Source organism: Lentzea chajnantorensis, assembly GCF_054300775.1.
The window spans coordinates 153661-165987 of record NZ_JBSDZT010000002.1 but is presented as its reverse complement, the minus strand read 5'-3'; the positions used below and the strand labels follow the sequence as shown (position 1 = coordinate 165987).

At 70.8% G+C, this 12327-nt stretch carries 16 protein-coding genes; 10 read left to right on the top strand and 6 right to left on the bottom strand.

The window, feature by feature from the left end; translation table 11 throughout:
• Positions 1-64 precede the first annotated feature (64 nt).
• Positions 65-1057, top strand: coding sequence for a hypothetical protein (locus ACVDFE_RS01155; RefSeq protein ID WP_360386274.1), 993 nt, complete (start codon positions 65-67; stop codon positions 1055-1057).
• A 166-nt stretch (positions 1058-1223) separates the two neighbouring features.
• Positions 1224-1496 (top strand): hypothetical protein, encoded by a 273-nt coding sequence (locus tag ACVDFE_RS01150; RefSeq protein WP_458429290.1) that lies wholly within the window; start codon positions 1224-1226, stop codon positions 1494-1496.
• Between the two features lie 645 nt (positions 1497-2141).
• On the opposite strand, the gene ACVDFE_RS01145 is transcribed toward ACVDFE_RS01150, so the two are convergent.
• Entirely contained in the window at positions 2142-3008 is an 867-nt protein-coding gene (locus ACVDFE_RS01145; protein WP_360386279.1) for a ParB N-terminal domain-containing protein, read from the bottom strand.
• Positions 2998-3669 (bottom strand): metallophosphoesterase family protein, encoded by a 672-nt coding sequence (locus tag ACVDFE_RS01140; protein ID WP_458429289.1) that lies wholly within the window; start codon positions 3667-3669, stop codon positions 2998-3000. Before ACVDFE_RS01140 ends, ACVDFE_RS01145 begins: the two co-directional genes overlap by 11 nt.
• 64 nt (positions 3670-3733) lie before the next feature.
• Here ACVDFE_RS01140 and ACVDFE_RS01135 point away from each other — a divergent pair, with 64 nt between their 5' ends.
• Positions 3734-4810 (top strand): DUF2332 domain-containing protein, encoded by a 1077-nt coding sequence (locus ACVDFE_RS01135; RefSeq protein WP_458429288.1) that lies wholly within the window; start codon positions 3734-3736, stop codon positions 4808-4810.
• On the opposite strand, the gene ACVDFE_RS01130 is transcribed toward ACVDFE_RS01135, so the two are convergent.
• Together ACVDFE_RS01130 and corA are read right to left on the bottom strand one after the other, a co-directional pair.
• Positions 4794-5171, bottom strand: a complete 378-nt coding sequence (locus tag ACVDFE_RS01130) for a hypothetical protein (RefSeq protein WP_360386287.1) — start codon at positions 5169-5171, stop codon at positions 4794-4796. The two genes, ACVDFE_RS01135 and ACVDFE_RS01130, sit on opposite strands and share 17 nt — an antisense overlap.
• 140 nt (positions 5172-5311) lie before the next feature.
• Positions 5312-6385 (bottom strand): magnesium/cobalt transporter CorA, encoded by a 1074-nt coding sequence (gene corA / locus ACVDFE_RS01125; protein WP_458429287.1) that lies wholly within the window; start codon positions 6383-6385, stop codon positions 5312-5314.
• Between the two features lie 290 nt (positions 6386-6675).
• On the opposite strand from corA, the gene ACVDFE_RS01120 reads away from it, so the two are divergent.
• Together ACVDFE_RS01120 and ACVDFE_RS01115 are read left to right on the top strand one after the other, a co-directional pair.
• Positions 6676-7182 (top strand): MaoC family dehydratase, encoded by a 507-nt coding sequence (locus tag ACVDFE_RS01120; protein ID WP_360386292.1) that lies wholly within the window; start codon positions 6676-6678, stop codon positions 7180-7182.
• 15 nt (positions 7183-7197) lie between these two features.
• Positions 7198-8193, top strand: a complete 996-nt coding sequence (locus ACVDFE_RS01115) for a DUF2332 domain-containing protein (RefSeq protein WP_458429286.1) — start codon at positions 7198-7200, stop codon at positions 8191-8193.
• A gap of 29 nt (positions 8194-8222) precedes the next feature.
• Here ACVDFE_RS01115 and ACVDFE_RS01110 read toward each other — a convergent pair whose 3' ends face one another.
• Positions 8223-8636: an NUDIX hydrolase gene (locus ACVDFE_RS01110; RefSeq protein ID WP_458429285.1), complete on the bottom strand. Its 414-nt coding sequence runs from the start codon at positions 8634-8636 to the stop codon at positions 8223-8225.
• A gap of 141 nt (positions 8637-8777) precedes the next feature.
• Between ACVDFE_RS01110 and ACVDFE_RS01105 the strand changes: the two genes are divergently transcribed.
• From ACVDFE_RS01105 to ACVDFE_RS01090, 4 genes are all read left to right on the top strand, one after another.
• Positions 8778-8936: a hypothetical protein gene (locus ACVDFE_RS01105; protein ID WP_170067890.1), complete on the top strand. Its 159-nt coding sequence runs from the start codon at positions 8778-8780 to the stop codon at positions 8934-8936.
• Positions 8937-9012: 76 nt separating this feature from the next.
• The gene (locus ACVDFE_RS01100; protein WP_360386300.1) at positions 9013-9573 is read left to right on the top strand and encodes a PH domain-containing protein; all 561 of its coding nucleotides are present in this window, start codon (positions 9013-9015) and stop codon (positions 9571-9573) included.
• A 36-nt stretch (positions 9574-9609) separates the two neighbouring features.
• On the top strand, positions 9610-10467 hold the full coding sequence (locus tag ACVDFE_RS01095; protein WP_360386303.1) for a PHP domain-containing protein: 858 nt from the start codon (positions 9610-9612) through the stop codon (positions 10465-10467).
• Between the two features lie 7 nt (positions 10468-10474).
• Positions 10475-11089: a MarC family protein gene (locus ACVDFE_RS01090; protein WP_458429284.1), complete on the top strand. Its 615-nt coding sequence runs from the start codon at positions 10475-10477 to the stop codon at positions 11087-11089.
• Between the two features lie 5 nt (positions 11090-11094).
• Here the strand turns inward: ACVDFE_RS01090 and ACVDFE_RS01085 are convergent, their stop codons facing one another.
• Positions 11095-11397, bottom strand: coding sequence for an ArsC/Spx/MgsR family protein (locus ACVDFE_RS01085; protein WP_360386308.1), 303 nt, complete (start codon positions 11395-11397; stop codon positions 11095-11097).
• 84 nt (positions 11398-11481) lie between these two features.
• Here ACVDFE_RS01085 and ACVDFE_RS01080 point away from each other — a divergent pair, with 84 nt between their 5' ends.
• Positions 11482-12321: a RecB family exonuclease gene (locus tag ACVDFE_RS01080; RefSeq protein WP_458429283.1), complete on the top strand. Its 840-nt coding sequence runs from the start codon at positions 11482-11484 to the stop codon at positions 12319-12321.
• Positions 12322-12327: the final 6 nt, after the last annotated feature.

Here is a 12327-nt window from a genome sequence, read left to right as displayed (position 1 = left end):
GACGTTTCCGCACGTCACACGGATGGCTGCGGAAATTGTCAGTGGTGCCTGTCACCATCGGTCCATGGCCGATCGCAAACCCAGAGTCACCGACTGGCGACTCGTCGTGCAGTCCCGGTTGGACCGGGTCCGCGCGGATCTGGCTGCGCTCGGCCCGTCCGACCCGGTCGACCCGGAGGGCGACGTCTGGCGCCGCACGGCCGAGGAGCAGGCCGCCGTGGTGGAGGCGATGCTGACCGACCGCGAGCCGTGGTGGCGCATGGTGCCGTCGTGGTGGTCGGGCTGGTACATCGAGCGGGCCTGGCGCGCGCTGCACGAGGCCGAGGTGGCGACGATCTCGGCGGAGCGCGGTTTCCTCGGCCGGCTGCCGGGCCTGCAGGCGCGCGTGGCGCAGTACCTGGACGACGACGACCCCCGCCGCCGCGCCCTGGAGTCGTTGCGGCCGGGGGAGTTCACGCCCGCGGTGGAACGCGCGATCGTGGTCGACGCCCTGCGGGCGGCGTACGACAACTCGGACTTCGCCCACGCGGGCTCGCGGGCGTTGCGCAACAAGCTGATCGCGGCGTCACTGGTGCTGTTCGTCATCAACACCGTGCTCGGCGTCGTGAGCATCGTGAAGCCGGGCATCATCCCGCTGTGCGTGGACCCGAAGGAGAACGCGCTGCCGACGGTCTGCCCCGGCGGCACCGCCAAGGCGTCCGGAGTGGACGTCTGGCTCGTGCAGGTGCTCGGCGCGTTCGGCGCGGTGCTGGCCGCCGTGGTCCTGCTCTTGCGCCGCCGGCCATCGCTCTCGCCGTACGTGATGATCGGCTACCAGGCGCTGATCAAGATCATGCTCGGCGCGGCACTGGCGGTGGTCGGCATCCTGGCCCTGGGAGCGGGCGTGACGAGCGGCCTGATCGGCATCCCCTCGGCCGCGGCACTGCTGCTGTGGGCGGTCATCTTCGGCTACGCGCAGCAGATCGGCACGCGACTGCTGGACAAGTACACCGACGAGGTGCTGGACCAGGCCCGCCCCCTGCCGGACGCGGACAGCCCCCGTGTCGCACCGCGCTGACCGGCAGGACGGACGCGCCGACCGGTCGGCGGCTGCCCGGTGCGGGGCGGGTGGTCCTGTGTGCCCATGACAGCGGCGGGCCGTTCGTTCGCCGTGCCGCGCCGAGTGGTCGGCCGAACGGTCGCGCACCGACCAGCCGCGCTGGTTGCCGGTTACCGTCGCGGTCATGAACGCGTCAGAGCGGGTGGTCGCGCGGGTGCGAGCCGACTTCCGCCCCGAGGAAGCGGGCGAAGCCCTGCGGGAGCTGGCCGGCACCGAAACCGGCAACCAGGACGTCGAACGGGTGCACGCCGCCGTGGTGCTGGCGGCAGGAGGGAGCCTTGGGCAGCTGAGGAAGCTCGTGGAGCTGAGCCACGTCGACTGGCGGGACGTGCTGATGGCGGGCGGCCTCGCCGACGGCACCTGGCCGGAGGTGGTGGAGCGGGAGTTCGGCGGCTGACGGCGGGCGGCTGGCAGTGGGCGGGTGACGGTGGGCGGCTGACAGCGAGCGGCTGGCAGGGGCGGCTGGCAGAGGGCGGGTGACGGCGGGCGTCGGTCCGCGATCCGCCTCAGCCGCGACCCGCTGGTCGCGATCAGCGTCGGCCCGTGAGCCGTGGTCGGCGCACGGCCTGCCCGCGTCCCGCCTGCTCGCGTCCCGCCGGTCCGCGACGGGCGCCGGTCTGCGGTTGGCGCCGGTCTGCGGTCGGCGTGGGCCGCGATCTGCCTCATCCGCGACCCGCTTGGCCGCGACCCGCTTGGCCGCGACCCGCTTGGCCGCGACCCGCTTGGCCGCGACCCGCTTGGCCGCGACCCGCGTCGCCCGCGAGCCGTGTCCGGCACGCGGGCAGCGTTGGCGGTGTGCTCGGCCGCGACCGCCAGCCCGTGACCCGCCAGCCCACCACCAGCCTGGCCAGCGGCCAGCCATCCCGCCACCCGCCAGCCCACCACCCGCCCGGCTCGCGAGCCATTAGCCCGCCACCCGCCAGCCCGCCACCCGCCAGCCCGCCACCCGCCACCCGCCAGCCCACCACCCGCCCGGCCCGCAAGCCATTAGCCCGCAACCCAGCACCCCACGCCCCGCCCGCGCCGCCACACTCCCAGCCCGCTACCCGCGCGTCGGCCGGCCGGGCGGTCGTGCCTCCGCGCGGACGGCGTTGATCACCTCCGGGTCCCAGCGGTGCGTTCTGATCAGGCGGTACCGCTCCGCCGCCACCCACAGGTAGGCCTCGGCCTCGGTGCGGTCGCCGATCATGTCGGCCTGCCGCAGCAGTGCGACGACCGGCCGGTACTCCTCGGTGTACCAGCGGCGGGCGACCGTGGCGCGGTCCAGGAACTCGCCCTCGTCCTGCGACAGGCGGAAGCCCCACGCCTCCACGCACTCGCCGAGCTCGGCGTAGTCCCACGGGTCGGACAGGACGACGTCCGCGCGGGCCTCCCCGGTCAGCGGCACGCGGTCCAGGAACAGGCGGCGGTAGTCCTTCACGATCAGGTCGCCGCGGTAGCGGATGCCGGCCGCGTTGATCCGGGTGATCACCTGCGTCACGTAGGCGTCGATCGTGGACAGGCCCATGGCGTGCGCGACGGACACGCGGTGGTGGCCGTCGATGATGAAGTGCAGCTCGCCGATGCGGTACACCTCGATCGGCGGGACGTTCTCGCCACGCCGGGCGGCCAGGGCGAGGCGTTGCCAGCGTTCGCGCACGCGGCCGGAGGTCGGGCGGAAGCGGCGGTCGAAGTCGCGGCCGCGGTCGACGCTGCCGACGATCGAGTCGAGGCGGATGTTCTGCAGGCCGAGGCGTTTCTCCGAGACCATGCCGAGGGCGTCCACGACCTCGTGGAACGGCAGCATGATGTTCACGTCGTCCGGCTCGCGGCGCAGCCAGGCCGCCAGGCGGGACATCACCTGGCGGCGGCGGGCGCGGGTGAAGTCGTTCTCGGCGTCGGCGAGGGGGAAACCGGTGTCACGTCTCATCGGGGGCTCCGGGGATCGTCAGCACCTTGTGCCCGACGACGTTGACCACGCGCGTGCCGCCCAGCAGGCGGTCGGGGCGCGGGACGCCGTGCGGGTGGATGTGGCCGTGCAGCAGGAAGCCCGGCTGCAGGCGGGAGACCAGGTCGTGCAGGCAGGAGAAGCCGCGGTGGGGTGGGTCGGGCTCGTCGCCGCAGCCGAGCGGCGGTGAGTGGGTCAGCAGCACGTCCACGCCACGTCCGTCCCGCAGCCTGCGCCACCCGGCCAGCCGGGAGACCCGGCGGGCGCGGCGGGCCTGCTGCCGTTCCGTCCACTGGTTCGGACCCCTGTTGTAGCGGATCGAACCACCGAGGCCCGCTATCCGCAGGCCGGCGACGTCGACCACGCGTTCGTCCGCGTTCACCGCACCGGGTGGACCTGGCCAGCGGACCGGCACACCCGCCTTGGTCCACAGGCCGCGCACGTTCGAGTAGCCGGACAGGTCGGCGTCGTGGTTGCCGGGGACGAACACCAGCGGCTTGTCCAGGGCGTTGGCCAGGAACTCCAGGTAGTCGAACGGCAGGTCGCCCGCCGCCAGGACGAGGTCGACGTCCGAGTGCTGGTGCACCTGATCGGTCCACAGCTGTTCGACCACTTCGTCGGCCACCGCCAGAATTCGAGGCATTCCAGCAGCGTAATGACGCTGCGCCGGGATGACGCGGGACAGCGCTGCCACTAGCGTCGACGGCGTGCTTGCCGAGCTGTTCGCCGCGGCCGCCCACGGGTGCCGCGACCGCAGTCCGCTGACCCAGCGACTCCTCACCGACGCCGCCGAGGACCTCCGGCGCGGCGGCGTCACCGCGCGGGTCATGGCCGGTGCCGAACGCGACCGCGAGGGCAGCGTGCCCGGCCTGCGGTTCGCGGGGGCCGTGCACCGGCTCGTCCTCGAAGGACGCGCGCCCGCGCTCGCGAAGCACTACCCGTCCGTCGGCGGCCGGCCCGACCTGCCGCGGCTGTGGGAGGACGCGCTGCCCGCCCTCGACGAGCACGCCGACCTGCTGCGGCGGCGGGTCGGCGCCACGGTCGTGCAGACGAACGAACCCGGCCGCAGCGCGCCCCTCTACGGCGGCCTGCTGGTCGCGGCGCAGGAGGCGGCCAGTGCGGCGGGCCGGCACGTGCCGTTCTGCGTGCGGCTGCTGGAGGTCGGTGCGAGCGGCGGGCTCAACCTGCGCCCGCACCACGTCGGCTACCGGCTGCCGGACCGGGTGCTCGGCGACCCCGGCAGCACCCTCGTGCTCGACCCGGAGTGGACCGGCCGCCCGCCCGCCGACCTCGGCCACCGGCTGCGCGTCGTCGGGCGCGCCGGCTGCGACCTCGACCCGGTCGACGTGTCCACCGAGGACGGCCGGCTGCACCTGAGCTCGTTCGTCTGGGCCGACCAGCCGCTGCGGTGGAACCGGCTGCGCGCCGCGCTCGACCTCGCCGCGGCGGACCCGGTGCGGGTCGACCGGTCGGCGGGCCCGGAGTGGCTCGCGCGGCAGCTGGCCCGCGCCGAACGCGACGTGCTCACCGTCGTGTGGCACTCGGTGGTCTGGCAGTACGTCTCACCGGCCGACCGGGCGATGGGCAGGGCCGTGCTCGCCGACGCGGCGGCGAGGGCGACGCCCACGGCACCGTTGGCGCTGCTGGTGTTCGAACCGCGCCGCGAGATCGACTACAGGTTCGCGCTGATGCTCAAGCTCTGGCCGGCCGGGATCTCGCTGTGCCTGGGCGTCGGCGAGGGCCACGGCATCCCGTTCACCTGGAACGTCACCCCGTGGGAGTGACCACCAGGTTCACGACGTACCGGCCGTCCCTCTCCTCGACGGGCGCCGTGAACTCCGACCGCGTGCCGTAACGGGTGTACTGCACGACGACGGCGCCGTCGCGGTAGAACCCGCCGTCCACGCGCGCGGTCGCGAAGTGCTCGACCGTCGACTTCGCCACGTCCTCGCCGCCGACGGCGAGCAACGGCTGGAGCCGGTGGAAGTCGTTGGCGCGCAACGCACTCGTCACCTCCGCCGCCAGCTCCTCCGGCGTGTCCCCACCGGGTTCGGACCAGGTCGCGATGGAGACGAACACCATCGCGAGCCAGCCCACGGCGAAGACGAGGATCCAGAAGCGCAGGTTGCGCAGCCGGTCGTGCACGTCAGGGCGTTCCGGAGATCAGCACGAACACGGTGGTGATCCAGCACAGCAGGAACGCGAGGATCCAGAACCGGATGTTGGTCAGCAGCCTGGTCATGACGGGGCCCTTCTACAACGAAGAATGCGTGCGAAATCAGGACTCACAGCCAGCGATTTCGGCGCAGTATTCGGTAGAGCGTCAGGCAGGCGATGAGGACCAGGCTCATCACCAGGGGATAGCCGAACTTCCACTTGAGCTCGGGCATGTAGTCGAAGTTCATGCCGTACACGCCGACGACCATGGTGGGCACGGAGATGATCGCGACCCACGAGGTGATCTTGCGCATGTCGGTGTTCTGCTGCAGCGTGATCTTCGCGAGCGTCGCGTCGACCAGCGTGGTCAGCAGCTCGTCGAACGCCGTGACGCGTTCGGAGACCTCGGTGAGGTGGTCGTCGACGTCGCGGAAGAACGCCCGCACCTGCTCGGGGATGAGCGGCGTGTAGCCCTCCGCCAAGCGCCGCAACGGGTTCGCGAGCGGCATGACCGCGCGGCGCAGCTCGACGACCTCGCGCTTGAACATGTAGATCTGCTCGGCGCTCACCTCGGTGCGCGGCGCGAAGACCCGCTCCTCCATGCGGTCGATGTCGTCCTCGATGTGGTCGGTGACCTCGAGGTAGTTGTCGACGACCTGGTCGGCGATCGCGTGCATCACCGCGGAGGGGCCGATCTCCAGTCGCTCCGGGTCGTCCTCCAGCACGTGGCGCAGCCGGGAGAGGCCGGAGTGGTTGCCGTGCCGCACGGTGATGACGAAGTCCTTGCCCAGGAACACCATGATCTCGCCGGACTCGACGATCTCGTTGGCGGTGTCGGGCGACTCGTTCGTCACGTAGCGCACGGTCTTGAAGACCATGAAGAGCGTGTTGTCGTAGCGCTCCAGCTTCGGGCGCTGGTGCGCGTGCACCGCGTCCTCGACGGCGAGCTCGTGCAGCCCGAACGTCTCGGCGATGCCCTCGATCTGCTCGGCGTCCGGCTCGTGCAGGCCGATCCAGACGAACCCGTCCTTGCGCTTGCGGACCTCCTTCACCGCGTCGGTGTGGGTCCAGCGGCCGGGCAGGCGCTTGCCGTCGACGTAGACCGCGCAGTCGACCACGTAGTGCGACAACGGCACGGAGATGTGCGGCGGTGCGGGGCGCTGCTGCGCACCGCGGCCGCGGATCGAGGGCAGGCTGGGCATGGTGAGTTCCTCCAGGGCCACACGTCGTCGAAGATCGTGAACACGACGGGCGTCCTGACCGGGAAAGCTCGAACCGCCTAGAACTGGAACGATCTAGCGGGCCACCTCGGTGAGGACGCGCTTGGTACTGGCAGGGTGGGGGTCCTTGCTCATTTAGGGGTCCTCACCTCCTCGGGGCGAAGTCGTCGGTGGTGGAAATCCTCACACACCGGTTGCCGAGACTACTCCCCCTCCCATAACACTGTCTCCCCACCTGGGACAGATCTCGATCACACGTAGTTGGAGGCGCGGTGCAGTTCGGTCGGTACTACGAGGAGTTCGAGGTCGGAGCGGTCTACAAGCACTGGCCCGGCAAGACGGTGACGGAATACGACGACCACCTCTTCTGCCTGCTCACGATGAATCACCACCCGCTCCACATGGACGCGAACTACGCGGAGAACACGACGGACTTCGGCAAGAACGTCGTCGTCGGCAACTACGTCTACTCGTTGCTGCTGGGCATGTCCGTGCCCGACGTCTCCGGCAAGGCGATCGCGAACCTGGAGATCGAGTCGCTGCGGCACGTGAAGCCGACGTTCCACGGCGACACGATCTACGGTGAGACCGAGGTGCTCGACAAGACGCCGTCCAAGTCGAAGGACGACAGGGGCGTGGTCTACGTGGAAACTCGCGGCTACAAGCAGGACGGCACGGTCGTGTGCATCTTCAGGCGCAAGGTCATGGTGCCGAAGCAGTCCTACGGCGAGGCCCGCGGTGGCGAGCAGCCCGGGCGCCCTGAACCTGCGGCGGACTGATTGTGGGGTAGTGAAGTGACTTCTCTGGACCTGGCACGACAGCGCCTGCGCGAGTTCGCCCTGGAGGCGGCGGCGACCTCGCCGCTCTACGAGCACCTCGCGTCGCGCGCCGCCGAGGATCCGGAGGTCGCCGACCTGCTGACCGCCGCCGGCGAGGAGCACGCCACGGGCGAGCTCCTCCTGGCGGCGGCGCACCGGCTCGTGCAGGCCGAGCCGTTCCACCGGCTCTCGAACTACTACCCGTCGCTGGGCGGCACCTACGGCGCGGACGAGAGCACGTGGCCGCTCTTCCGGGACTTCCTGCTGGAGCGTTCCGAACGCGTGCGCGCGTTGGTCTCCACCCAGGTGGTCCAGACGAACGAGGTGCGCCGGGCCGCGTTGCTCTACCCGGCGGTGGCCGCCGCGGCCAAGCAGGCCGGCGGGCCGATCGGGCTCGTCGAGGCCGCCACGACCGCGGGCCTGCTGCTCGGGCTCGACCAGTACTCCTACCGCTACCAGACAGCCGAGGCCGGCCAGGTCGTCGCCGGGCCCGCCAAGGCCGCGCTGGGCCTGCACTGCGCGCTGGAGCTCGCGCCCGGTGCCGTCCTGCCGAAGCTGCCCAAGGCGGTCAAGGTGGCCGCGAAGGCGGGGATCGGGATCTCGCCCGCAGACCTGGCCGACGAGGACGCCTACGCGTGGCTGGAGGCCTGCGTGTGGGCCGACCAGCCGGAGCGGCTGCGGCTCTTCGGCGTCGCGTCGGGGGTGTTGCGCAAGAACCCGCCCCGCCTGGTCGCCGGCGACCCGGTGACCGACCTCGCGAAGGCGGCCGACCCGATCGACGCGCCGCTCGTGGTCGTCACCAGCGGGTCGGGACTCGACCTGGTGCCCGCTTTGTCCACTTTGGGCAGGGACTCCTGGTGGGCGGCGCACGAGGAGGGTGAGGTGCGCCTCATCCGGGTGCGTGACGGCGAACCCTCCAGTGCGACCCTGGCGACGACCGAGGCGCACGGGCAACGTCTCGTTTGGCGCTGAAGGCCGCCGCCCGTTCGTGTGAACCCCGATCAGGTCCTGGGCAGGCAGTTCCAGCCGGAGAGCGTTTCCACGAGCCCTTCGGCGGTCCGAAGTGTGGCCAAGGTCGCACTGTCCACCCAAGCGACCTCCGAGGCGTCATCGCCCGCTCGGAGCACACCCGACCTGACCTGGCACTCGTAGTCGTGGATGAGGAAAATCCCGTTCGGGGCCGGTCGCTCGACGCTGCCGACGAGGTGACCAACCGTGACCACCAAACCGGTCTCCTCCAGCAGTTCCCTGGTCACAGCAGCCTCATCCGCCTCACCCGGCTCCACGCGCCCACCCGGTATCGACCACAGGCCCTCACCTGGTGCGTTGGCCCGTCGCACGAGCAGCAGTCGCCCGTTCGAGTCATGCACGACGCCGCCGACACACCGGATCATGCCCCCGCTGCTCCCCGTCATGATCACGAAGCGTAGTCACACCGGAACGGCGGTGCGGTGGACTACCCCAGCTGCGGTACAAATCTCCCAAGGCGATCGGTCGTGCTGTACAACGGTCACGAACGGCGCCAAACGGGTGCGAACGCGGACGGGGTGGACACCGTGAACTTGAAGAAGATCCTCACTTTCGCCGGTATTGCCTTGCTGCTGTTCTTCCTCATCGCGGAGCCCCAGCAAGCAGCGCAGCTGGTGCAGAACATCCTCAACTCGCTCCGCACTGCGGCTGAGGCCCTGATCACCTTCGTGCGACAATTGTTCTAGGCTCCCCGGCTCCCGCTGGGAGGCCAGGAGCAGGGCAGACAGGGCACTGGCTGGTACCAGGAAGGGCTGGTAGCGCATGTTCGCACCACGTGATCCAGACGACTACCTGCTGTCGAGTGAGCGTCGGGTCATCCGGGTGCGCAGGCACTGGTCGTACCTGATCTGGGACGTGCTCGAAGCGGCGGCGCTGCTCGCCGGCTTCATGATGATCTCGTACCTGCTCCCGGCCAACGCCGGAGTGATCCAGAACGTGCTGTGGTACGGCGCGCTGCTGGTGCTCCTGCGGCTCGCCTACTTCATCATCGAGTGGTGGGTCGAGCGCATCGTCGTGACCGACAAGCGGTTCATGCTGACGTCGGGCGTCTTCGAGACCAAGGTCGCGATGATGCCCATCGGCAAGGTCACCGACCTCACCTACGAGCGCACGGTGGCCGGCCGCATGTTCGGCTACGGCACGCTGATCGTCGAGTCGGCCGGTCAGATCCAGGCGTTGAACCGCCTGGAGTTCCTGCCCGACCCGGAGGACGTCTACGACGCCATCTCGGAGCTGACCTTCGGCGACAAGAAGGCGCAGGCCGAGCGGTTCTCGATGATCAAGGCGCAGCGGGCTGCCCGCGGGAAGAAGATGGTCCCGTAACACGGGCTGTGCACCACGTCGTCCACACTGGACGACGTGGTCATCGATCTGCACACCCATTCGTCCGAGTCCGACGGCACCGACAGCCCCGCCGAGCTGGTGAGGGCGGCGGCCAGAGCCGGGCTCGACGCGGTGGCCATCACCGACCACGACACCTCGGCCGGCTGGGCGGAGGCCACGGCGGCGCTGCCACCCGGCCTGCGGCTGGTGCGCGGCGCCGAGCTGTCGTGCGAGTGCCCTGACGGCTACGGCCGCACGATCACGGTCCACCTGCTGGCCTACCTCTACGACCCGACGCACGCGGCGTTGATGGTCGAGCAGTCGCGGCTGCGCCAGGAGCGCAGGCAGCGGCTGCAGAAGATGGCCGAGATGATGCAGGCCGACGGCTTCCCGGTCGACCCGGTCGACCTGATGCAGCGGCTGCCGTTCGACGCGCCGGCCGGTCGCCCGCACCTCGCGCAGGCGCTGATCCGCGCCGGGGTCGTGGCGTCGGTCGACGAGGCGTTCGCGACGTTCCTCACCGGCGGCGCCTACTACGTGGGCCGCACGGACACCCCCGTCGAGCGCGCGATCGAGATGATCACCGAGGCGGGCGGCGTGACGGTGCTGGCCCACCCCTTCGCCCGGTCGCGCGGCCCGGTCGTGGCACCCTCGGTGGTCGAGTGGCTGGCCTCGATCGGCCTGACCGGTGTCGAGGTCGACCACCCCGACCACGACCAGGAGACGCGGGCGGCGCTGCGGTCGCTGGCCGGGTCACTGGGGCTGCTCGTCACCGGGTCGAGTGACTACCACGGCACGAACAAGACCGTCCGGCTCGGCGCGGAGACGACGGCGCCGGAGGTGCTGGATGCTCTGGCCGAACGGGCGACGGGCGGCAAGATCCTCGTGGGGTAGGTGACTCGTGTTCAACGTGCGGCTCTTCATCGAGGCCACGATCACGCTGCTGGTGATCATGGACCCGCCCGGCACCGTGCCGGTGTTCCTGGGGCTGGTCGGCCGCAAGTCTCGCGACGCCCGCAAACGCGCCGCACGGCAGGGCGTGCTGGTGTCGTTCCTGGTGATCACGCTGTTCGCCGTCGCGGGCAACTCGATCCTGGCCTACATGCACATCGGCATCCCCGCCCTGCAGGGCGCGGGCGGGCTGCTGTTGCTGCTCATCGCGCTCGACCTGCTCACCGGCAAGGGCGCGACGAACCACCCCGAGGTCGAGGACGTCAACATCGCCCTGGTGCCGCTGGGCACGCCGCTGCTGGCCGGGCCGGGTGCGATCGCGGCGACCATCGTGTTCGTCCGGCAGGCCGACGGGGTGGTGGGCTCCTACCTGGCGCTGGCCGCGGCGATCGTGGCCGTCCACCTCGTGCTGCTCGGGACGCTGCGGTCGGCCGGGCTGCTGATCAAGGTGTTCAAGGAGAGCGGAATCCTGCTGATGGCCAAGATCGCCGGTCTGCTGCTGGCCGCGATCGCCGTGCAGCTCGTCGCGTCGTCCGTGCAGGGTTTCATCACGTCGGGCGTCTAGCGCTTCTACCGTTCGATGTGCGCCTTGTCGCCGTCGATGAGGATCGGGCGCTCGATCAGGCTCGGGTTGGCGACCATGTGCTCGATCCACTTCACGCGGTCGTGCTCCAGGGTGGCGGGGTAGGCCGGTTCCTTGGTGCGCGCGATCTCCCACGGCTCCTTGCCCAGCAGCGTGAGGACGTGGTCGAGCTCCTCCGCGGTCGGGGCGTCGTCGAGGTAGCGGCGTTCGGTGTACTCGACGCCCTCGTCGTCGAGGCGCTGCTTGGCGGCGCGGCTCTTGGAGCAGCGCGGGTTGTGCCAGATCTCCATGCCGTTCATCTTCCGCGAACGCACCGCCGCCCGCGAAGCAGGGGCAATCCAAAAATGTCAGGGTGACTGAGTAACTTGGTTGGGGTGGAACAACTCGGCTTCGACTTCGGCACCGCGGCACCACGCCGGCTCGTGCGCGTCACGCCCGCGAAGCTCTCGACGTGGACGAGCTGCCGGCGCCGCTACCGGATGACGTACCTGGACCGGCCCTCTCCACCGAGGGGCGGGGCCTGGGCGCACAACACGCTCGGCGCGGTCGTGCACAACGCGTTGAAGGCGTTGTTCGACCTGCCCGCCGAGAAGCGCACGCCGGACCAGGCCGTGGCGCTGGTGAACCGGCAGTGGAAGTCGGAGGGCTTCCGCGACGCCGAGCAGGCCGCTGAGTACCGGGCCCGCGCCGGCGGGTGGGTGCACGACTACGTGGCGGGGCTGGACGTCGACTTCGAGCCGCTGGGCGTGGAGCGGTGGGTGTCGTCGCCGACCGAGCGGATCGTGGCCGAGGGGCGGGTCGACCGGATCGACCACCGCGACGGCGAGCTGGTGATCGTCGACTACAAGACCGGGCGGCACGTCCTGGACGCCGACGACGCCCGCGGCTCGCAGGCGCTGGCGCTGTACGCGCTGGCCGCGCGCCGCACGCTGCGCAAGCCGTGCCGCCGCGTCGAGCTGCACCACCTGCCGTCGGGGTCGGTGGCGGTGTGGGAGCACACGGAGGAGTCGCTGGCCCGGCACGTGCGGCGGGCCGAGGAGGCGGCGGACGAGATCGACCTGGCCGCGGAGACGTTGAAGGCGGGCGGTGACGAGGACGTCCTGTTCCCGCCGCAGACCGGAAGGCAGTGCCAGTGGTGCGACTTCCGGCGCAGCTGCCCGGAGGGGCAGGCGGCGGCACCGGCCATCGAGCCGTGGTCGCTGCTGGCGCCGTGAGACCGC